The sequence below is a fragment of the Proteiniborus sp. MB09-C3 genome (assembly GCF_030263895.1).
GTDB lineage: Bacteria > Bacillota > Clostridia > Tissierellales > Proteiniboraceae > Proteiniborus.
The window spans coordinates 374476-395013 of sequence record NZ_CP127161.1 but is presented as its reverse complement, the minus strand read 5'-3'; the positions used below and the strand labels follow the sequence as shown (position 1 = coordinate 395013).

General features: G+C 33.0%; 24 protein-coding genes. 16 read left to right on the top strand and 8 right to left on the bottom strand.

Annotated elements, in window-relative coordinates:
• Positions 1-34: 34 nt before the first annotated feature.
• The 7 genes from QO263_RS01850 (at position 35) to QO263_RS01825 (ending at position 6451) form a co-directional block, all read left to right on the top strand.
• Positions 35-511 (top strand): pyridoxamine 5'-phosphate oxidase family protein, encoded by a 477-nt coding sequence (locus tag QO263_RS01850; protein WP_285625799.1) that lies wholly within the window; start codon positions 35-37, stop codon positions 509-511.
• Positions 512-1600, top strand: a complete 1089-nt coding sequence (locus tag QO263_RS01845) for a hypothetical protein (RefSeq protein ID WP_285625796.1) — start codon at positions 512-514, stop codon at positions 1598-1600.
• Positions 1601-1953: 353 nt separating this feature from the next.
• Positions 1954-3207 (top strand): serine hydrolase domain-containing protein, encoded by a 1254-nt coding sequence (locus QO263_RS01840; protein WP_285625793.1) that lies wholly within the window; start codon positions 1954-1956, stop codon positions 3205-3207.
• Positions 3204-3335 carry a M23 family metallopeptidase gene (locus tag QO263_RS18940; RefSeq protein WP_352169686.1) on the top strand — a complete coding sequence of 44 codons (132 nt, stop codon included), beginning with the start codon at positions 3204-3206 and terminating at the stop codon, positions 3333-3335. The genes QO263_RS01840 and QO263_RS18940 overlap by 4 nt, the downstream gene beginning before the upstream one ends.
• A gap of 387 nt (positions 3336-3722) precedes the next feature.
• Positions 3723-4433, top strand: coding sequence for an HAD family hydrolase (locus QO263_RS01835; protein WP_285625791.1), 711 nt, complete (start codon positions 3723-3725; stop codon positions 4431-4433).
• Between the two features lie 330 nt (positions 4434-4763).
• On the top strand, positions 4764-5648 hold the full coding sequence (locus tag QO263_RS01830; RefSeq protein WP_285625788.1) for an alpha/beta hydrolase: 885 nt from the start codon (positions 4764-4766) through the stop codon (positions 5646-5648).
• A gap of 236 nt (positions 5649-5884) precedes the next feature.
• Complete coding sequence (locus QO263_RS01825; protein ID WP_285625785.1) at positions 5885-6451, top strand: GNAT family N-acetyltransferase; 567 nt, start codon at positions 5885-5887, stop codon at positions 6449-6451.
• 65 nt (positions 6452-6516) lie between these two features.
• Here the strand turns inward: QO263_RS01825 and QO263_RS01820 are convergent, their stop codons facing one another.
• The 4 genes from QO263_RS01820 to QO263_RS01805 all read right to left on the bottom strand — a co-directional run bounded on the left by QO263_RS01820 (position 6517) and on the right by QO263_RS01805 (position 9122).
• Positions 6517-7086: an IS3 family transposase gene (locus QO263_RS01820; protein ID WP_285625782.1), complete on the bottom strand. Its 570-nt coding sequence runs from the start codon at positions 7084-7086 to the stop codon at positions 6517-6519.
• A 9-nt stretch (positions 7087-7095) separates the two neighbouring features.
• Complete coding sequence (locus QO263_RS01815; protein ID WP_285625779.1) at positions 7096-7275, bottom strand: IS3 family transposase; 180 nt, start codon at positions 7273-7275, stop codon at positions 7096-7098.
• A 242-nt stretch (positions 7276-7517) separates the two neighbouring features.
• Entirely contained in the window at positions 7518-7880 is a 363-nt protein-coding gene (locus QO263_RS01810) for a helix-turn-helix domain-containing protein (protein ID WP_285625776.1), read from the bottom strand.
• Positions 7881-8051: 171 nt separating this feature from the next.
• Entirely contained in the window at positions 8052-9122 is a 1071-nt protein-coding gene (locus QO263_RS01805) for a GNAT family N-acetyltransferase (protein ID WP_285625773.1), read from the bottom strand.
• Between the two features lie 350 nt (positions 9123-9472).
• On the opposite strand from QO263_RS01805, the gene QO263_RS01800 reads away from it, so the two are divergent.
• The 7 genes from QO263_RS01800 to QO263_RS01770 all read left to right on the top strand — a co-directional run bounded on the left by QO263_RS01800 (position 9473) and on the right by QO263_RS01770 (position 13974).
• Positions 9473-9601, top strand: coding sequence for a helix-turn-helix transcriptional regulator (locus QO263_RS01800; RefSeq protein WP_285625770.1), 129 nt, complete (start codon positions 9473-9475; stop codon positions 9599-9601).
• A 57-nt stretch (positions 9602-9658) separates the two neighbouring features.
• On the top strand, positions 9659-9865 hold the full coding sequence (locus QO263_RS01795) for a hypothetical protein (protein WP_285625768.1): 207 nt from the start codon (positions 9659-9661) through the stop codon (positions 9863-9865).
• Positions 9866-10208: 343 nt separating this feature from the next.
• On the top strand, positions 10209-10934 hold the full coding sequence (locus QO263_RS01790; protein ID WP_285625765.1) for a class I SAM-dependent methyltransferase: 726 nt from the start codon (positions 10209-10211) through the stop codon (positions 10932-10934).
• Positions 10935-11178: 244 nt separating this feature from the next.
• Positions 11179-11949 carry a DUF2087 domain-containing protein gene (locus QO263_RS01785; RefSeq protein ID WP_285625763.1) on the top strand — a complete coding sequence of 257 codons (771 nt, stop codon included), beginning with the start codon at positions 11179-11181 and terminating at the stop codon, positions 11947-11949.
• A complete protein-coding gene (locus tag QO263_RS01780; RefSeq protein ID WP_285625758.1) occupies positions 11946-12212 on the top strand; it encodes a DUF2087 domain-containing protein in 267 nt (88 codons plus the stop codon). The genes QO263_RS01785 and QO263_RS01780 overlap by 4 nt, the downstream gene beginning before the upstream one ends.
• Before the next feature lie 47 nt (positions 12213-12259).
• Positions 12260-13138 (top strand): damage-control phosphatase ARMT1 family protein, encoded by an 879-nt coding sequence (locus tag QO263_RS01775; protein ID WP_285625756.1) that lies wholly within the window; start codon positions 12260-12262, stop codon positions 13136-13138.
• A gap of 236 nt (positions 13139-13374) precedes the next feature.
• A complete protein-coding gene (locus QO263_RS01770; protein ID WP_285625753.1) occupies positions 13375-13974 on the top strand; it encodes a HutD/Ves family protein in 600 nt (199 codons plus the stop codon).
• Between the two features lie 391 nt (positions 13975-14365).
• On the opposite strand, the gene QO263_RS01765 is transcribed toward QO263_RS01770, so the two are convergent.
• Together QO263_RS01765 and QO263_RS01760 are read right to left on the bottom strand one after the other, a co-directional pair.
• Positions 14366-15154 (bottom strand): ABC transporter permease, encoded by a 789-nt coding sequence (locus QO263_RS01765; RefSeq protein ID WP_285625750.1) that lies wholly within the window; start codon positions 15152-15154, stop codon positions 14366-14368.
• Positions 15155-15157: 3 nt separating this feature from the next.
• Positions 15158-16006, bottom strand: a complete 849-nt coding sequence (locus QO263_RS01760) for an ABC transporter permease (protein WP_285625747.1) — start codon at positions 16004-16006, stop codon at positions 15158-15160.
• 368 nt (positions 16007-16374) lie between these two features.
• Here QO263_RS01760 and QO263_RS18935 point away from each other — a divergent pair, with 368 nt between their 5' ends.
• Both QO263_RS18935 and QO263_RS18930 read left to right on the top strand, forming a co-directional pair.
• On the top strand, positions 16375-16755 hold the full coding sequence (locus QO263_RS18935) for an IS110 family transposase (protein WP_352169207.1): 381 nt from the start codon (positions 16375-16377) through the stop codon (positions 16753-16755).
• Between the two features lie 183 nt (positions 16756-16938).
• On the top strand, positions 16939-17679 hold the full coding sequence (locus QO263_RS18930; protein WP_352169205.1) for a transposase: 741 nt from the start codon (positions 16939-16941) through the stop codon (positions 17677-17679).
• 117 nt (positions 17680-17796) lie between these two features.
• Here the strand turns inward: QO263_RS18930 and QO263_RS01750 are convergent, their stop codons facing one another.
• Positions 17797-18702: an ABC transporter ATP-binding protein gene (locus tag QO263_RS01750; RefSeq protein ID WP_285625744.1), complete on the bottom strand. Its 906-nt coding sequence runs from the start codon at positions 18700-18702 to the stop codon at positions 17797-17799.
• A gap of 365 nt (positions 18703-19067) precedes the next feature.
• On the bottom strand, positions 19068-20333 hold the full coding sequence (locus tag QO263_RS01745) for a M28 family metallopeptidase (protein ID WP_285625741.1): 1266 nt from the start codon (positions 20331-20333) through the stop codon (positions 19068-19070).
• Between the last annotated feature and the right edge of the window lie 205 nt (positions 20334-20538).

Here is a 20538-nt window from a genome sequence, read left to right as displayed (position 1 = left end):
CATAGGGAAATAAAAAATAGATGGAGGAATTATCATGAACAAGTATGAAAACGCGATGAAGCTTATGGAAGAATACTGTGGAAACGGAAAGGACAACCTTATTGCTCTTGCAACTATTGCATTGTCGCCGAACGCCGTCGGTAATCCCCGCCCCGCTGTCCGTATGGTTGATGCTTATTATGAAGACGGCGCGTTTTATGTTTCTACAGACGCGAATAAAAATAAAACGCTAGAAATTGGGAAAAACAACGAGGTTTCCATCTGTGGGTTAGACTTGTTTGTTGCTCAAGGAACGGCCGAAAATCTCGGTTGGGTAAAGGACGAGAGGAACGTGGAAATAAGAGCAAAGATGAAAAAAATCTTCACATGGTTCGATGCACATGGCGACGAAGACAACCCTGACTCAATCGTTCTGCGTATCACCCTTACGGAAGGAACAATAACTGATAACGACAAAAAATACGGTGAATGGCAGTATAAAGTTGACTTTGCGAAGAAAGAAGTGAAATAAATGCGAAAGACACTCAAAGATATGGCAAAGCACTTAAAAAATGTTATTACGCCAGAAATACCTGAAACATATACAATTAATCCTATGTTTGAAAATATTTCAAACGAGGAAGATATTCGAGAAGGAGTTCTTGCGTTCAGAAACTTTTTGTATCAGCTTTGCGATGTTTTGATTGTTGAAGGTGATTCGTATGACAATCATAAAAAGAATGCTCACGTATTTGATGACCGCGTTACTATTTCGGTATATTTTCCATTCCTGCACAATGTGAAATGCTTATTATTGAATATAGGTTTTCATGGTGTACTAACAGAAAGCGCTCAATTCCTTACCGTCGGAAACAATATATTTAGCACGAAAATTCCCGTTTCAAAAAGCATTGAGTGCTTACGATTCTTGACTGATTGCGGCATATTGATTGACGGTATAGACTTGAACGACAAAAAACCAGATTTATCAAAAGTTGAAGGAATAAAAATTTCGTATCCTGATAATCCTGCCATGTTAACGGGCTTGAAGGTAATGGCAATAGCCGAGATAGAATTTGGCACAAACGCCAACAAATCGAAGGTCAATAAGTCCAATACAATCAGTTATTGCCGCTTCTCCGATATTTTATTGCGATGCGATTATAGAGTATTGAAAAATAATAAAATCGACGATGCTATTTCTATATTAAAAGATACTATGAAACCTTTGTCTGCCAATGTGCAAGATTTTATATTGCAGCTACATCAACGCTATTTGGATAAAGGGCTTAAATGCGATGTGGAAATAAAAGATTTATGGATAAAGATTAAATATTCTTATAAAAGTAAAGAGATATGGGGAATTAATGTATCACTTAATAATGGTTATCAAGTAAACATCAAAGCGAAAAACACGCATAAATACGCTGATACCATCGAAAAGTTCCCTTCATTTATACAAGAAATGATTGAAAGGGGATATGGCTGTGGAATAAAAAGAGGGATAAGCGATCATTGTAATGGAGGTTGCCAAGGGTTTCGTTTTTCACTGGATGACTCAATCATTGATATAAGAAATGCTATCGAAACTTGGCTTGACACGGAATTGTTATTTGTATAGTATAAGCATTAGTAAAACATAGTGGAAAAATACTATATACCTTGATTAGTGTAAAAAGTATAAAAATGGTTATAAAATTATGGATTTAGCGGAAGAATTTTATCTATCAATTGATAGTATTAAGAAAATTGTATATTCAAAATAATATAGGTTAAGGCTGATGCTCTTTAATGAGTGGCAGCCTTTTATTATATGTTTTTATAATTAACAAAAAACAAATAAAAGACGTTATAATTCTCTGTTGTGTAAATTGTTATACAGAAAAATAAATTCCCTTTTATAGATTGTATAATTAAGTTACAATTATATAAAGCAATTCTGTATTATATAAATAGAAATGTGGGGTAAATAGCATGAGTATTAATTGCAAGATAAATGAATATATGAATGCATACACACAATTATGGACATTTAGTGGAGCGGTTGTAGTGGCAGATAAAGGTAAGGTTATTTTCAATAAAAGCTATGGTATGGCGAGCATAGAACACAGTGCTCCAAATACAATAAAAACAAAATATAAAATTGCTTCTCTTACGAAACAGATTACTTGCGTGGGTATAATGATTCTAAAAGAAAGAGGATTATTTAGCACTCAAGATAGTATTAGAAAGTTTTTTCCTGATTATCCTGAATTAGATGAAAGGATAACTATTCATCATTTAATGACACATACATCTGGACTATATAATGACTTTTCAGTTATAGACCCTTATCTTATAATGGGAAAATGTTTACTTACACAAAAGGAGATATTTAATCTCTTTAAAGATATGCCTCTAGAATTCGAACCAGGTGAAGGATGGAGTTATTGCTTTTTTGGATACTATTTACTAGGTGTTGTAATTGAAAGAGTTTCAGGAAAATCATATATCGAATTTATAAAGGAAAATATATTTGAGCCTTTAGGAATGAATAGTAGCGGTCTAGATGATTACAGGGATATTCTTCCTGATAAAGCCAGTGGATACTATATAAATGGAGATAGATTAATATGCTCCGAAATAGATACCATGAGTGCTTTTTCTGCAGGAGCACTTTATTCTACCGTTACCGATATGCTTTTATGGGATGAAGCTCTGTACAATGAAAAACTTGTCTCAAAAGAGACTATGAACGAGATTTTTGCACCATACAAAGAGGAATATGGGTATGGATGGTTTATAGATAGTAACCTTAATCGTAAAAGAGTTCGACATAGTGGTGGTAACGGATTTAATCACCAATTTCACAGGTATATAGATGATAAAGTTACTATCCTTGTATTAAGTAATTATGGATTTTCTAATTCTATTAGTATTAATGAAAATATAGCAAAAATAGTTTTTGGTAGCACTTATTGCATGCCTTCAAAGCCTAAGGCATATAACTTGGATTTAAATGTATATGATAGTAGTTATGCTGGCATATATGAGGAAGAGCATTTTAAATATGTATTTAAAAGGAATGAAGATAATCTGTACTTTATACAAGAAGACAAATGGGTAATGCCTATGTACCCAATATCAGAAAACGCGTTCCATCATACATGGGTAGACAAAGAATATATATTTGAAAAGGATGAAAAAGGAGAAATTTATTTTGATGGTATTAAGAAAAATGTTAAATAAAGCAGTTACGATATAATCATCTTCAATGTCATAGTGCAAATCTGAAGGTTGGAGAAAGGGTGAAACAAGGCCAAGTTATAGGGCTGGTAGGAAATACAGGTATGGGGCAGTACGCACCTTCACTTTGAACTAACAAATGAATTCAACGAAGGATTCCTCATGTGTTGAAAACACGAGATTCTTCGACTGAGTTTCAGAATGACAAGCAAAAAATATAGTTTTTTACTGATCTCGGACGAGATTGTTGCTTCATATATATATTGGAATAAATAGATAGAGGATTTAGAATAATGAAGGGGTGTGTGTAAGCTGTCACCCTGAGCGAAGCGAATGGGTCTCTAATAGTTTTAAATACAGATTCTTCACTGCGTTCAGAATGACAAAAACGTATAGAATGTGAATTTTCACACAGTCTGCCGTATTATAAGTAACAATGCATTTACAAAATATGTTATGATAAGAAAGAGGAGTGATTTTTTGGTGTAAGGCAAATAAAGAATTCATGGAGGGGTTCTATGACAGAAGTTAGAGCTATTGTTTTTGATTTATTTGAAACATTGCTTCATGATATTAAATTTGATTTTGATTCGGGTTTATATTATCTACATGAAAATATTTTGTCAAAATATACTGATAAAGTTGAATTTCTAGAGTATGCAGCTACATATTGGAAAGAACTTTATGATAAAAGAAGCGAGGATAATTCAGAATTAGCATTTGAAGATGAGCTTTTAGATTTTAAAAATAAATATGGCTTTAAAGTGGATCATCCAATAGAAAAAATTCTATTTAATTGTGTACTTGAAATAAATACCACCGAATTATTTAATGACACTATTTCTACCTTAGAGCAACTTAAGTTGTTAGGAATTCCAGTTTATTTGTTAAGCAACTCTATATTTAAAAAAAATGTAATGAAAAAATTCATTAACCAATATGATTTAGAAAAATATTTTGTTAATATACATTTTAGTGCAGATTATAAGATAAGGAAGCCACATAAAGATTTATTCAGAATTGTATTTGATGATATTAAAGAGCATGATGCTAGCATCGAAATGGAACAAGTTTACTTCATTGGAGATAACTTTGAAGCTGATATTCTTGGCGCTGAAAATTTTGGCTTTACACCGGTTTTTATAAACCGTAAACAAGATACTGATATTAATAACAAAAATTTTATTGAGATTAAATCGTTAAATGAATTATTGGAAATTATTAAATAAATTTGATGTACATTTCATATTAACTTTATACTTCTACATATATTATTTTCTTACATTCTGTTGAACCCTGAACTATATCATAAATAGCAGTAAGTTTTTTCTTTGAACTAAGAAATTTGAGAAATTTAGATTTAAGTCCATCTACTTTCCATTAAATAAAGTTGTATAATTTGCTACAGTCATGTTTTCTCTACTTCGCACTTACTTTTTTAATTAAACCATAATTCATTATGAACAAGTTAGAATTGTGTTATACTGGGAAAAATAGAAATTGATTGTTTTTTATATAGCGGCATTCACATTATTATTTAATATTAGGGGGACAAAATAATGGAGAAATTGAGAGTTAGAGTTAATGGAACGGAATTAGAAGTGAATCAGTATCCTAGAAATGGAGAAACGATTGTGTTTATACATTTTTCAGGGGGAAACCTGGCACAATGGAATGGAGTTGTACCATATTTTGTTAATAAATATCACATAGTTACGTTGGACCTTAGAGGACATGGTAAGTCAGAGAAAGTAGTAGATGGATACACATTAGACAATATGGCAATAGATATTATAGATGTTATGAATCAATTAGGGATAGAGAAGGCACATATAGTGGGAAGTTCTTTAGGTGGGGAGATTGCAGTAAATCTGGCAGCACATTTTCCGGAAAGAGTACAGTCTATTGTAGCGGAAGGTGCGATTCAGAACTACTTTGGTGAAAATGGTGTGTGCGATATAGCAGAAAAAGAAATACCAAATAAAAAAATAGAACTGCGAACCAAAAGAGCAAAGAAAAACAATCCTGTTTTTGATTCAATAGTTGAAAAAATTGAGATGGCAAAGCAGAATTATGAGCAAGGCGGTATTCTGTGGAATCAGCAAATCGAAGAATTCGAAATATACGATAGTTCAGAAACAGGAGATGGGAAATATACATCTGCTTGTCCCAAATGGGTAATAGATAAATATTTAGAAGATTTTTGGGATATCAAATTCGAAAAGTACTTTGAAAACGTTATCTGCCCTGTTTTAATGCTACCGAGTGAAGAGGAATGGAAGTCGAAGGAGATAAAAGCAGGCATAGAAAACTTTCAAAAGCTTTTGAGGTCAAGTCAGGTTGTGATTATTCCTGGAGGGAGTCATGCATATGTTGCATTCCAGTATCCGCTAGAATTTAGCAAGGTGATTCAAGCGTTTCATAAGGAGATAGGGCAATATTAATGAAAAGCCATTGGTATTGGGAAAGGTACTTTAGTACTTATTGAAAAACCGCTGTTAGAGCGGTACAGTGAACCGTACGAGACCACTTTTTCAGTGGTCTCGAAACGTCCCACTGTCTTATCACTGTCTTATTTTTATGAACAAATTATTCAAAAATGTAAAATGTACTTAATGTGCAATTGTAAAATTATATAAATAGGATTGTTTATATTTAGTACGAGAGGAGCATGATAATTTTGAGTAAAAATCCATATGAACAATTTCCACATATTGTAGCAGATGAAATAACATTAAGAAAAATTGTAGTTTCTGACCTTGACAGCCTTTTTGAAATATATAGCAATGAAAAGCTTTTTCAATACTCTCCTTTAATGCTTAAAAAGAATAAAGATACTGTTGCTAATATGATAGGACATTTTGAAAGAGATTTTAATAAAAGAAAAGAGATATTTCTTGGAATCTGCCTAAATAGTGAGCCTAACAATATTGTTGGTGTAGCTGAAATATTTGACTACTCTCATGATGTAAACATGATAACAATAGGTTACAGACTCAATGACAGATTTTGGGGTAAAGGAATCGCTACAAAAACTGTTAAGGCAATGACAGATTATCTCTTTAATGATATTGGCATTAACCGCATACAAGCCTTTGTTATGCCAGAAAATATTAAATCACAGAACGTATTACAAAGAAATAGTTTTGTTAAAGAGGGAATAATCAGGCAAGGGTATGTTTGGAAAGGTCAAGGTGTTGTTGATCTGATATTATATTCTTTATTGAAGTCTGACACTACAGAATAAGTTTTTTCTAGTAGGGAAGCAAGGGGACGGGGTTGATCTGACCCCAAAAAGTTGGACATTTTGAATTAAGCTACTGATAAGGATTGAGCTCTATATTGGATAGGGCTTAATCCTTTTAGTTTGGTCTTTATTCTGTATTTATTATACCACTCTATGTAATCTATTAGTTCTCTCTTAAAGTGATCTGTATCATCAAATTTTTGAAGATATAGTAATTCTGATTTTAACAAACCAAAAAAGTTTTCAATTACTGAATTGTCCAAACAGTTTCCTTTTCTGGACATACTTTGCTTTATTCCTAGTTGTTTTAATCGATAACTGTATCTTTTGTGTCTGTATTGCCACCCTTGATCTGAGTGAAATGTTAAACCTTCTAAGTTTTTATGCTTTTCAAATGCAATATCAAGCATCTCCATTACTTGCCCGAAGTGTGGTCTACTTGTAATAGAATAACTAATGATCTCTCCGTTAAACAAATCTAGTATTGGTGATAGGTATAATTTTTCCCCGAATAGTGAGAACTCTGTTATGTCTGTAACCCACTTTTGATTAGGTTTTTCTGCTGAGAAATCTCTCTTCAATAGGTTTGGTGCTGCTTCTCCTACTTCACCTTTATAGGATTTATATTTTTTCATTCTCACTTGTCATATGATATTTAGTTCTTTCATAAGTTTTTGTACAGTTTTGTGATTAATTACAAAGCCAAAGCTATTTAGGGACATAGTTATTCTTCTATAGCCGTATCTACCTTTACTGCTATCATATATTTCCCTTATCTTTTCTTTAATTTTTTCATATTTATCTGGTATGTCGAATCTTTTCATATGGTAGTAAAATGTTGACCTTTTTAATCCTGCAACTTCTAGCAGGGTATTTAGATCGTGTTCATGCCTTAAAGAGTTTACTACCTGTGCTTTTTCTTTGTTTTTAAGCTCATTTTTTCTTCCTTTAAGGCTATAGATTTTTTAAGTAGGCAACCTCTGCTTTAAGCTTTTTGATTTCTAATATTAATTTATCTTCTGTAGCCTTATCTAAGGAGTCCATATTTATTTCATTTTTATCTTTTTCATACCTTGTTTTGTGATCTTCCACGTCTTTCAGTTAAAAGACCAACTTCTCCTTCCTCATTATATATGCGTTCCCAATTTTGAACAGTAGTTGTACCTGGTATTCCAAACAGGGCAGATACCTGGTCTAGGGATAGATGGTTATTATGCATATATTTTACTACTTCTATTTTAAATTCACCAGTATATTTTCTAGGATTCATAGAAAAGCTAGCTTCTCCATGAATATCATAGCTATTCCACCATCTTGCAATGGTAGATTTAGAAATACCTAGTTCTTTTGAAACAGCTCTTATTGAATAATTTTCGTTTTGAATTAATCTGATAGCTTTAATTTTATCTTTTTTATTATATTTGCTCATTTAAAAATGCACCTCCAAAAGTTAATTTTATTGTCTAACTTTTGGGGTGCACTTCAGGTTGTTGCTTCATACTTTTGAACTAGGTATAAAAAACAGGACTTACTGTAATTAAGTAAGTCCTTGCTACATCTTTTATGAAAAACATGATGCAAATACAATATAGATTAAACATTAATCATTATGATGAATATTTTCATTTAAAAAATTAATCCAAGTTTTTTCAGTAAAGTTAGAACACATACCACAGGTTTGAAGTTTAATAATCCAGTCTTTAAATCTTAAATAATCTAGTTCAATTTTCTTCTGCTTAATATTTGTCATAATATTAATAGCTTTTTCAACATCATTAGATTTTATATAAGCATAAACACATTCCATTATCAAACGTTCTTCAGTTTTAGCTGCATCTTCTAAATATTCGCCCCATTCGTGCCATTCAGATTCAGATAAATCCTTTAAATTCTCAATTGGAGGATATGAAGTGAAAGAACAGTAACGATTAATAAATTCAAATCCCAACTTTTCCGCAGTTGCACTTGAACCTTTGTTAGAATCTACGCAAAGCCAATCAATTTTTTCGTATCCTTTAGTAAAACAATCTCTAATAGTTGCAGCAGCAGCTATTTTCCCGAAACCATTTTTTCTATATCTTTCATCGGTATGTATTCCAATTGCAATTGTCTTTTTAAAACTACAATCACTTAATGACCAACTCGCAATTACCTTGTCATTACGTATTAAATACCCTGTGCCATTTTTTTTGAATTTATCAATGTCACCCCAATTTTCAGCCCATTCTAGTACTTTTTCTGAGTTTTCAAAGGAGTATTCTTTTAAGAAAGATATATCAACTTTTTCTAATGTATACCCTTCTTTCAAAGGGGCATTACTATCCACAAATTTATCACTAGATAACACATAATGCCTTCTTTGGTATTTTCTAACGAAATGATTTTTATGAATAGTTGGTATTTTCTCTATCCATTCACAAGAATCAGGAACTAATTGATCCCAAAAATCCAATTCTGTAGACACCTCAGAATTAAACATTTCATCATTTGGGCTACCAGCAATTAAATTACACTCACTAGTTTTTATCAATGCTGCAGTTGGATTATCAATGTTGTTTACATATATCTCACCAGGGCTTTCACCATTGATAACAGAAAATACTGATAATTCATCTTGAGATTTAACTAAATGGGTTATTTTCTTAAATTCTTTACTATCTAATTTAATCACTTTATCACTCCTACATTTATCATTTTTTATAAATGATTTACTTTAAATTGCCTAATTTTCAAGGTAATAATAGTATCTTATACTATTATTACTCTATATTTATAATACTTCAATGGAAAGTATTTTTATAATTATGAAGCAAGGGAATGGGGTTATTGCTTCGTATAGAGGGTTTAAGATAATGAAGAGGAACTCTATCGTAAGCAAATGAGGTTTTTACTAAAATTAGATAAATAATTTTTGGGATAAGTTTGTTAATTGGAAGGCATACAAGAAACTTAGAAATAAAACTTTAGTATGTCTTTATTTTATAATCGGGACTCTGTATTATCATTAAATGTTCAAGACAGATGGCGTTCAATAATAAATTATATTCCTTGAGAAAACAAAGAGGTTTATCTCAAGATGATTTAGGTGGCAAGTTAAATGTTTCAAGACAGACAATTTCTAAATGGGAACTTAGTGAAACCACACCATAATTAGGAAAGCTAATAGCACTAGGAAATTTTTTTGAAGTATCTTTAGATGAGTTAGTAATGGACATAAAAGCAAAAGAGAGTATAAGAACAGAATCATTAGAAACGAATAGACTTAAAACAATAATTAATATTATTAATCGAGAAAAAGTTAAGGTGTCTATAAAGAAAATATCGGAAATGGTGCTAATAATTATGACAATAATCCTAGCTGCTGATTTAATTTCAATGATAGTGTATTGTATTTTTAATGGCTTTCCTGCATAAATGTTTATCAAGATTAGATAGAGCTACTCACTAGTATTATTATATGTTTGGCAAATTATTTAGACATTAGAAAAGTCAGTGAAATGCCAAATTTTTCTGAAGATGCAGTATTCATACTTATAACATAGGCTAAAGAACATTGATAGAAAAGCTTGTGAAGAAATTGTACTTTGTAAAAAATGGAATGAGAAGTAAAATAATAAAAATCAATTAAAGGAGTTCAGAGAGCTGTAAAATGATAAATAAACTATTAGAGTATTCAAAAAGGCCAGAGTTGTATGCAGCAAGTAGCGCAAAATTTTGAGATGATGAGCATATTTCGAAAAAGATGTTGGAGGCTCACTTGCATCCTAAATTAGAAGCTGCAAGTAGAAGTCATGGCTTCATGGACAAGTCAGTAGAATGGATTCAAACAATAGCTTCTCCTGAAGTTAAGAAGAATGTTTTAGACTTAGGATGCGGACCTGGATTATATGCGCAAAGATTGTCTAGTAAGGGATATTCAATAACAGGGATAGATTTTTCTAAAAGATCTATAGAGTATGCTAGAGAACAAGCGAAAAGACAAGGTTATAATATTAAATACATATATATGGATTATCTTGAGATGGATTATAATGATGAATTTGATCTAGTTTTATTAATTTATTGTGATTTTGGAGTATTATCACATGAACAGAGGAGAATCTTATTACAAAAAATTTATTCTGCTATGAAAGAAGGAGGGAAGTTTATATTTGATGTATTTACTCCAAAAAATTATGAAGGAAAGCAGGAAAGTAAGGATTGGTATTTAAATCAGGGAAGTGGATTTTGGAAACCAGAAACCCATCTATGTTTACAAACTCACTATATTTATGAAGATAATATAAGACTTGACCAATATGTTATCATTGATCATGAAAACAAGATAGAAGTTATTCGTGTATGGAATTGTTGTTATACAAAAGAAACGATAAGAGCTGAACTTGAAAGAGTAGGATTTAAAAACATTAAAATATATTCAGATGTTTCAAGCAAAGTATATGATGAAGAATCTAAAACAATGTGTATTGTAGTAGAAAAGTAAGATGTGGTTAATAACTACTGTAATATATTATGTATTAATTATACGTGTCCGAAATTTAGAAGAATTTCATATCGAAAACTGTTGTGTTATTAAAAGATAATATGACAGTTTTTGTTTTGTGAATATGGGCAGATATAATCATCAACTTTTAGTTTGAATTTATTAAATGTTGTTGACAAAAATAATAAACAATAATAAAATATATTTATAGATATAGTAAACTGAAATGGACGAGGTGTGGACTATGCTTGAAAATCTTATTAGCATGACTTTAGATGAAATTAAAAAGGGTTATTCATATGAGAGTCAGCATCAGAAATTCATATGCAACATTTGTGGGAAAGAATTTGAGAGTGGAGAAGTTTTTAGAGTTAATGACAAATACTACGATGCCTCCAGAATGATCAAGATTCATATTCAAAGCGAACATGACGATATGTTTGACATACTTGCTTCCAATGATAAGAAATATACAGGCATGACAGAAAATCAAAAAGATTTACTCAGGATGGTCTATTCTGGCATGAATGATAGCGAAATTGCCAAAAAGAATGGTGTTGCTTCTTCTACGATTCGTCATCAGCGTTTTGTCTTCAGAGAAAAAGCAAAGCAGGCGAAGCTTTACCTTGCACTCTACGAGTTAGCTTCACAAGGTGCTGATATTAGAAAAAAATCATATGATAAAAATAGTGAGTTTATAGATATGCATAAAGGTGCAAAAATGGTAGATGATCGTTATTTTATAACTAAAGAAGAGGAAGAAAAGGTTATACAATCCATGTTTTCCTCAATGAAACCCTTAAGGTTAAAGACTTTTTCTACAAAAGAGAAAAAAAAGATAGTAATATTGAAGAAGATATCTGAGCAATTTGAAAGAGACAAGCGATATAGTGAAAGGGAAGTTAACGATATTATAAAGGATATCTATGAAGATTTTGCAACAATCAGACGCTATTTGATTGAATATGGATTTATGGAGAGAACAAAAGACTGTAAGGAGTATTGGTTGAAATGAAAAATAATATTTTAAGATTTTTGGATAAAGAAGACAGGATAAAGATTTGGCCGTCAAAACAAGCGTTAAAGCTTGAGGTTCTTGAATATCTGTCTGGTAAGTTTGAGTGTGGACGATCTTATACAGAACGCGAAGTTAATGAGGTTATCAATAATTGGCATACATTTAATGACTACTTTCTCTTGCGACGAGGACTCATAGATGCTGGCCTTCTTTCAAGGACAAAGGATGGAGCAAAATATTGGAGAGAAGAAGATGCTTAATATAACATTTAGTAAAATAAAACCATATTACTATTAAGGAGAATGCTATGAAGATATCACGTGAATGCATTTCTTGTCTTGCTAGACAAGCCGTAGAAATAGCTGAAGAAGCTACAAATAATGTAACAATGCAAGAAGAAATAATAAAAAGGGCTTTGAGAGAACTGGGAGAAATAGATTTCAATGAGGCAGCACCTGAGATAGCCTTTAGAATGCATCAACATGCTAAGAATATTACAGGTGTTAATGATCCATATAAAAGATTGAAAGAGCAGTACAATGAAATTGCTAAAGAGATTTATGAGAGAATTATTGAGGAAAAGTGGTTAGATAAGGCAGAAGATCGCTTTGATATGGCTTGTAGGTTGGCTATTGCCGGAAATATTATAGATTTTTCAGTTGGACTAAAGCTGGAGCCTTCAGATATCGTTAAGTCTGTTGAGGACAGTATCAAACATGATATTTTTGGTACGGGAACAATTGCTCTAAGAGAAGCAGTAGAAATGTCAAAGAATATCATGTATATTGCTGACAATTCTGGTGAAATCATATTTGATAAATTTCTGTTAGAGAATCTCCCGACAAGCAAGGTTACTTATGTAGTTAAGGGAGGTCCAATAGTTAATGATGCAACCATGGAGGATGCAATAAGTACAGGTGTTACAGACTTAGTAAGAGTCATTGATAATGGACATTCTGCACAGGGAACCATATTAAAGGATTGCTCAAGTACATTTAAGAGTGAATTTAATAAAGCAGATCTTATTATAAGTAAAGGGCAAGCTAATTTTGAAACATTGAGTGATATTAAAGATAAAAACATATTCTATCTATTGCGAGCAAAATGTAGTTCGGTTGCTTCTGCTATCGGATGTAAGCCAATGGACTATGTGCTTACAAGCTACCAGAATAAATTTCTCAATTAGTTGATTTAAGAATATGATGCAAGGGGTAGAAAATTAGTATTTATTTTAAGCAACTAGTACAAATAGCATAGAAAACTACATTACATTTGAATACAAAAACTTTGATGTAGATTAAATAAACCATACTTTCCTTTGTCTTGAATCACAGATTATGCTATATTTAAAGGGAAGAGGACGTTTTGATTGCGTTTATAGCAGTATTGCATAATCATATTAATAACACAAGGAGTATGAGAATGATCAATAGTATAAAGATAATAAATAAGGAGCAGCAGATAACAAATAAATGGGCAGGAGGTATTACTACCCAACTAGCTATATTTCCAGAGAATGCAATCTATGGAGATAGGAACTTTATCTGGAGATTAAGCTCAGCAGTTGTAGAGCTTGAAGAATCAACCTTTACAGAGTTACCAGGTTTTGAAAGACATCTTATGGTCTTGGAGAAGGAACTGAAGCTAGTACATGATAAGCATCATACTGTAACACTTAAGCAATTTGAGCAGGATAGCTTTGAAGGAGATTGGAATACCACAAGCTTCGGCAATGCAAGGGACTTTAACTTAATGTTGAGAAAAGGAACGAAGGGAATTCTAGAACATTATAGAGCGACTTATAACGAGAGATTGAAATTAAGGAACAATATAGACTTTTTAAATGGATTTCATTGTATTTATTGCTATAAGGGGAATATAAAAGTATCTTCAGATGGAGAAAAAGTACCGTTAGAAGAAGGGGAACTACTAGTCATAGAGTATCGGGAGCAAGTAGAAATAGAAATACAAAGTATGGGTGGAGATATATCAGATATTGTTATAGCTAACATATCTAAATAGGAAAATCTTTATAATCCTTATTTACCAAAAGAGCGAATTTAATAAAAACTGCTGTATTACGAAGATAAGAGGACACTCCAGACATCTTTTTTATTTACAGGATAATTAAATTAATCTGTTGTACTAGTTAATAACAATTGTTATGCTGCGTTGCTTAGGATTTGTAATTGTGCTTCGCTTAAACAGTTGGTACAGCTTTCTCTTAAAAATTCCTTAGAAGTATTCGAAATAAAAATACCCCTCCTTGTAATAATTGTTATTTTGTCTATTCCAATTATTAGCAAAGAAGAGTATTTTTTTATATAGTTCATATAATATAAAAAAATTCTATAGGCTCTTGACAAAGCACATTGTGTATCAGTATCTCTAAGTGTCTTATATAAGACACTTATTAGCTTCCAGTGCTCTTATAATGCTTCACTCCAAACCTCCATATAAAATTTGAGAGGATAAAAAAAGCAGCTCCTGCTGGCAGAGCAAGCAGACCTTTATAATAGCTCTCACCCCATCCACAGACGGCAGAGGCAGGATAATAGCTTATAACTAACATTGGCATAAAAAAAGTAAAAATATATCTTAGGGTTTTTGGCATATAATCTATAGGCATGCGGGTAACCTGATAGCTTGCATTTGTAAATATATATATCCAATCTAGGCCCTGTATAGTAAAAAATGCGATTCCGGATGTCATCAAGAAAACTCCTACGTATGCTAAAAGTCCACCTATGAGTGCAAATATGATTGTCATTATATCTAATGCTGTAAGCTGTACTTTTAGCTTCCATAGACACCAAATAATTGCACTGGTACCACCAACAACTCTTGAGATTCTATGAATATGAAAATAAGAGGCAGATATTTGCACGAACAATGAACGAGGACGTAGCAATACACGATCAAAGTCGCCAGTTCGAATCATACGCCATGGAAAGTAATCAAAGCCTCTGCAAAAGGTTTCTGCAAGACCAAAGCTTGTAACCGCCATTGCATAAATAAGGACTATTCTTTCTACTGACCAGACACCTATATTTCCAAAGCGAGAAAACATAAGTATAAGGCTAAGTGGATCAGTTATGACGACAATCATTACTTGTAGAACCATTATAGGCCATCCTTTATACTGTAAACCTGCGAGGAAGTTTAGCCGAATATATTTAAAATATAGTTTAAAGCTGCTCATATCCTAACCCCCCTGTACAATAATATTTTTTAGCTTCTTGGACATTAACATTCTACCTGCTACAATAAAAGCACCTATCCAAACGAGCTGCAATCCTATAGCCCAAAAAGCATCTTTAGGATTTATCGTTCCTACATAAAAACGCAAAGGAATGTCTAGGTATCCGGCAAAGGGCTGAATAAGCAAGAACCTCTGTATAGATTCGGGCCAAAGCTGAAGTGGAAGATAACCACCTGACAGCACTCCCCCTATGAGCATCATGATATAGGTTGGACCGTCACCCCAAGAGATGTTAAGTCGTACGGCACAAGTAAGCATAGCATAGGAGGTACACAGGAGTAAAGCGCTAACAATAGACATGAGCATACATAGAAAGCCTGGCAAGGATGAAGGTAGACTTATTCTGTAGGCTGCAGGCATGAGCATGCCGAATATTAGAACTATGGAGCTACGCCATAACAACGGAGTTAACCTAGTAGCGGCTGTTTTTGAAAACCAGTGGAAGTATAGGTCTAATGGGCGACACATTTCTATACCGATATCGCCACTGGTGATTTTATTTAATATTTCACTGTCTATATTCATGGGCTGCATTGGCCACAATACTTGAGCTAGCCACGTATAGGTTATTACCTGCTTAAGGGTAAGCGTTGCCATCATGCCTACCTCTCTATTGTTGGCATAGGTATAGAAAATTCGATAAGCTGTTATTTCAATAAGTGCCCAAAATATACCGGTTGAAGCACCAGCCAGTCCTGACATACGATATTGAACACTTGCAGCAATTCTAATTCTGAATAAAGAGAAGCAGGCCTTTATCGTAGATTTTAATCTTTGGGTAGGCTTCATCATAGGCACATCTCCTAGTATAATAATGTCATAGTCACGAATGACTATGCTGTTAACACATTTCTATTATTTCGTAACAGAAGAAGGAGTTCTTCCTTCATCAGACGTTACTTCTTAAATTAACATGTCTGACGGTTCCTGGTAGACTCCAGACCTATCATAAAGTATAATCTTTACGGATAGGATAAAGAATGTTCATCTCCTTGGGAAGTCAGTTTCTACTGACCTATACCTACGATTAAGTCAATTAGTCCATTCAATGAGGTTTTATGATTTGGCTGGTTGGGAGCCTCAGGCTATACCTGTATCACATGCTAGGATGTGTACTCATTGCTTGGAAATGGATTCCTATCAGAAAGGAGCTGTAGATCATGTCAAACATTATTAAATATGATTCTTTTATTTCGGTTGGTATTGATGTTGGTGCTGACTTTAGCTGGATGTCTATTGCACTACCTAACCAAACCTTTGTAGGAAAACCTTTCAAAATTCTACATTCTGATTTAAATTCCCTAGCTGCTTCTGTTTCTAAAATCAAAGAAGCAGAAGAGCTGTATTCTTTGGAAAGTCGCATTTTCCTCGAATCCACGGGAATTTATCATTACCCACTCTTCTGCTATCTTCGTGATAAGGGATTTTTGGTATCCATCATTAATCCTATCATCACTAAGAATAGCACAAATATTAACATTAGAAAAGTACATAATGATAAATTTGATTCAAAAAGATGCATTAATTGGTTTAAAGACTGATTAAAAAGTTTCTATTATGCCATCAGACCTTGTACTTGATTTAAGAAATCTTTCAAGAGAATATTATGATCTGATGGATAACCGCTCTGCTTATGTTAATAAGCTCCAAGGTGAACTGCGGATGGTATTTCCTCAGTTTTTAAATATTTTTCTAAAATAACTACAAATACTGCTTTGACCTTGTTGGAAAAATATACTTCACCAGATGCTTTTTTAAACGCTTCTAAAGATGAAATAATTCTTTCCATTCGCTCTACTGCACGTTTTGGTCTTACTTATGCTGAAAACAAGTATAATGCAATTATTCAGGCAGCAAATGATGCAAAGACTTTTGGTCATTCAGTAAGCAGCAACTTTAAGCGTATTCTTCTATATATTCGTTTTATCCGTCAGTATGATGAAGAAATCTCAACCATACTCTCTGATATGCATGAACTCGTGAATGCTAACGAGGATACTGAATTTGTAAAACAGATACACCTCATTGAATCCTTTAAAGGTGCAGGATTTCTTTCTGCTGTAAGCCTTATGGGTGAAATCGGAGATTTTTCTGCTTTTCATTCGCCTAAACAGCTTTTTGCTTATTTTGGTCTAGACCCGGCGGTAAAGCAATCTGGCAAGTTTAATGGCAGCAAAATTAGTATGTCAAAACGTGGTTCGCGTACTGCTAGAAGAGTAATACACACCATGGCTTTAGTCAGTATTGGGTTAAATCGTAATGGATCTGCTAACAATTCTGTTTTACGTGAATACTATCTTAAAAAATGTCAGTGCAAACCTAAGATGGTAGCTCTTGGAGCAATTATGCACAAAGTATGCAATATTGTATTTGCAATTTTACGTGATGAAAAAGAATTTGAAATCATCACTCCAGAACAACATCAAATGAATTACTTAAAAGCGAAATGCGACATCGCTGCATAGTGAAATTCTATATTTCAAATTTTTGTTTTTTGATAATCACTCAAAAGGCTTGTTAACGTTACCCTTTTTTAGCGCAACTGGTATATCAAATATTTTTAAATTACTTATTGACAATTCTTAGCTGGACTTGTACATTGAGGCGATTATTTCGTCTATATTTTCTTCCTCAATGGTAATATCCTTTATTGGTAGTTTTTTTACAAGATACTCAATTAAAGAATGGGGAGCTATTCTTAGAGGATTGAATATTATTGTCCAGATGTTTCCTTCGATCTTTACACTTTCTGCAAATTCAATTGGAAATTCACTCATATCTTTATGTAGGGTTGCACGTATACGCCTGTAAGATGAATATTGTTCTTTTAGCATACTTAGCTTGCCATCATATAGGAGCTTACCGTGACCAATAACCATGACCCGATTACATAATGATTCGATATCATCCATGTCGTGAGTTGTGAGAATCATCGTTATGCCATTCTTGCGATTCTCATTCCTTAAGAAATCTCTCAGAGCAAGCTTAGAAACTGCATCGAGTCCAATGGTCGGCTCATCAAGAAATACTATTCGTGGACTATGCAGCAGTGCAGCTGCAACTTCGCATCGCATTCGTTGACCTAGAGATAACTGTCTTACAGGCGTCTTAAGAAAATCTGACATATGGAGAATTTCAACAAGATCATTCAAACGATTAGAATAATCTATGGCTCCTATGCTGTAAATATCTTTTAATAAATCAAAGGAATCTTTTACTGGGACATCCCACCATAGCTGGCTACGCTGGCCAAATACAACACCTATTTGAGAAACATGAGGGATACGTTCCTTCCATGGAATTCGGTTAAGAATAGTACAGCTACCACTTTCAGGAGTCAATATTCCACTCATAACTTTAACAGTGGTAGATTTTCCTGCTCCATTTGGGCCTATATAGCCCACAAGTTCACCTTCATCGATCTGAAAGGTTAAGTCCTCAAGAGCTTTAATTATCTTTGTTTTACGATTAAAAGCCCCACGCAGCACACCAAAGTGTCCCTCGGGTCTTTCAGAGACTTTAAAGATTTTAGATATTCCATTTAGTTCAATTTGTGGCATGACAATTCACCTCCATTTTCATTGCTTAATAATTCTACCTTATATGAAAGTAAAAAGAAAACCTGTTAGTATAGGTTCCTATAATCACAATGGGAGAAAAAAATATTTTTCTTAGTTTTTCTCAATTTTCCAAAGTATTTCTTGACAGGTTGTTAGTTTTGGTATACGCTATTAATATAGTCGTTTTTGAGGAGGCTATAGCTTTGTTTCCTACTATCTAAAATAGGATAGACGTATTATTTAGTATATATAAGGCAGTGGACATCTGTATCCACTGCCTTTTTTGATTTCTTTTAATCTTCTTTTTTAGATTCTTTACCAAAGTATTTATCTAATTCCTTTCTCATATTATCTGGAATCTTTCTTTCAATTGGAAATACCACTGAGTTTACAATTGATTCACTGAATTCTCTAGTTATTATAGTAGTCATTTCTAAGGCTTCAGCACTTAAAAAATCAATAACATCGTTACGAGTGTGGATGAATGCTCCACCGTTAGGGGCAAAACGACAGAACGTAACGGAAGGAATCCCTGCATCAGCAAAGGCTGTGGAATCACTTGAATATATACTCTGCTCTACCTTAAGTGGGAAGCCTTTAATTTTAGCTATGTGGTCAATATAATCAACTAAGCTTTGTTCAGCAGTAACCAAAGCCTTTTCTCTTCCAAGAATAGAACCTGCAACATCAACATTGATCATTAAAAGATGCTTTTTTAGTTCTTCCTCATGAGCCTTTAAATAGGCTTTACTACCAAGAAGTCCAATTTCCTCAGAGCCATACCAAACAAATTCCACTGTTCTGATAGGTGGATTTTCTTTAAAATGTCTAAGTAGCTCCATTATTATAACTGAACCAGCACCATTGTCATATACACCTGTGCTGAAAGGAACACTGTCATAATGAGCACCGAAAGATATTATTTCATCAGGATATTTAGAACCTTCTAGGGTTACAACAACATTATGAGAAGTTAGCTCTATATCCTCAGCAATTATTTCTACTTTAACTTTAGAAGCATTGTTCTTAACCATATGGAAGCAGTCTTTCATGCGCATATTTATAGCAGGCATTTTTCCATGTTGTGTATTCTTTTCACGCATTCTAGCCACAGTAATATCAGTTTTATCTTCCTCATCCATGGCAGTACCACACATGGTTATATAACCTGCGATACCAGCTTCTATAAGTTTTTTATAAAGCTTGGAATCTGGCCTCACATTTATAAGTACAAATTTGTCCTTAAGATCAACTAAATTTGCATCAAGTCCATCTTCTATATATACAAAATCTGTAGTTATTCCACCCTCAGAAGTACTAGCTGAGCAATTATATGGTGTAATCTCATATTCTTTTTCATAAGGCTCAACTACTTTTAACGTAGCTTTTTGAATTTTAGAAGTAGGAATTTTAAAATCTTCTAGGTACCCCTTACATCCTATTGAGGAGATTTCTTCCAGTAGAATATTAGCGGCCTTTAACTCTTCTTCCGAGCCACTAGTTCGTATAAAACCAATTCTTTTTAAAAGTTCAAACTCTCTTTGACTATTAATTAGCATAGCATTTCCCCCTTATTTATGTAGTTATATATAGTATACTCGAGTTAAAGGAAAATTCAAAACAATAATGTAGCCATGGGACAAGGTGGTATGTCACGGTCAGCCCAAAATTTAATCCCAAATAAATTTTGAGATACTTTACTGGTTTTGGATTAAACCAAAAGGTTAGACACATAAGGCATTTCTAGCAGCAATTCAAGATGAT

Bases quoted from the DNA above. Each gene is read 5' to 3' on its own strand.
- QO263_RS01850 (WP_285625799.1), top strand. From the start codon at position 35: ATGAACAAGTATGAAAACGCGATGAAGCTTATGGAAGAATACTGTGGA.
- QO263_RS01770 (WP_285625753.1), top strand. From the start codon at position 13,375: ATGATCAATAGTATAAAGATAATAAATAAGGAGCAGCAGATAACAAAT.
- QO263_RS01795 (WP_285625768.1), top strand. From the start codon at position 9,659: ATGGACATAAAAGCAAAAGAGAGTATAAGAACAGAATCATTAGAAACG.
- QO263_RS01810 (WP_285625776.1), bottom strand. From the start codon at position 7,880: ATGAGCAAATATAATAAAAAAGATAAAATTAAAGCTATCAGATTAATT.
- QO263_RS01835 (WP_285625791.1), top strand. From the start codon at position 3,723: ATGACAGAAGTTAGAGCTATTGTTTTTGATTTATTTGAAACATTGCTT.
- QO263_RS01845 (WP_285625796.1), top strand. From the start codon at position 512: ATGCGAAAGACACTCAAAGATATGGCAAAGCACTTAAAAAATGTTATT.
- QO263_RS01760 (WP_285625747.1), bottom strand. From the start codon at position 16,006: ATGATGAAGCCTACCCAAAGATTAAAATCTACGATAAAGGCCTGCTTC.
- QO263_RS01840 (WP_285625793.1), top strand. From the start codon at position 1,954: ATGAGTATTAATTGCAAGATAAATGAATATATGAATGCATACACACAA.
- QO263_RS01785 (WP_285625763.1), top strand. From the start codon at position 11,179: ATGCTTGAAAATCTTATTAGCATGACTTTAGATGAAATTAAAAAGGGT.
- QO263_RS01775 (WP_285625756.1), top strand. From the start codon at position 12,260: ATGAAGATATCACGTGAATGCATTTCTTGTCTTGCTAGACAAGCCGTA.
- QO263_RS01815 (WP_285625779.1), bottom strand. From the start codon at position 7,275: ATGAAAAGATTCGACATACCAGATAAATATGAAAAAATTAAAGAAAAG.
- QO263_RS01800 (WP_285625770.1), top strand. From the start codon at position 9,473: ATGGCGTTCAATAATAAATTATATTCCTTGAGAAAACAAAGAGGTTTA.
- QO263_RS18935 (WP_352169207.1), top strand. From the start codon at position 16,375: ATGTCAAACATTATTAAATATGATTCTTTTATTTCGGTTGGTATTGAT.
- QO263_RS01780 (WP_285625758.1), top strand. From the start codon at position 11,946: ATGAAAAATAATATTTTAAGATTTTTGGATAAAGAAGACAGGATAAAG.
- QO263_RS01745 (WP_285625741.1), bottom strand. From the start codon at position 20,333: ATGCTAATTAATAGTCAAAGAGAGTTTGAACTTTTAAAAAGAATTGGT.
- QO263_RS01820 (WP_285625782.1), bottom strand. From the start codon at position 7,086: ATGAAAAAATATAAATCCTATAAAGGTGAAGTAGGAGAAGCAGCACCA.
- QO263_RS01765 (WP_285625750.1), bottom strand. From the start codon at position 15,154: ATGAGCAGCTTTAAACTATATTTTAAATATATTCGGCTAAACTTCCTC.
- QO263_RS01830 (WP_285625788.1), top strand. From the start codon at position 4,764: ATGGAGAAATTGAGAGTTAGAGTTAATGGAACGGAATTAGAAGTGAAT.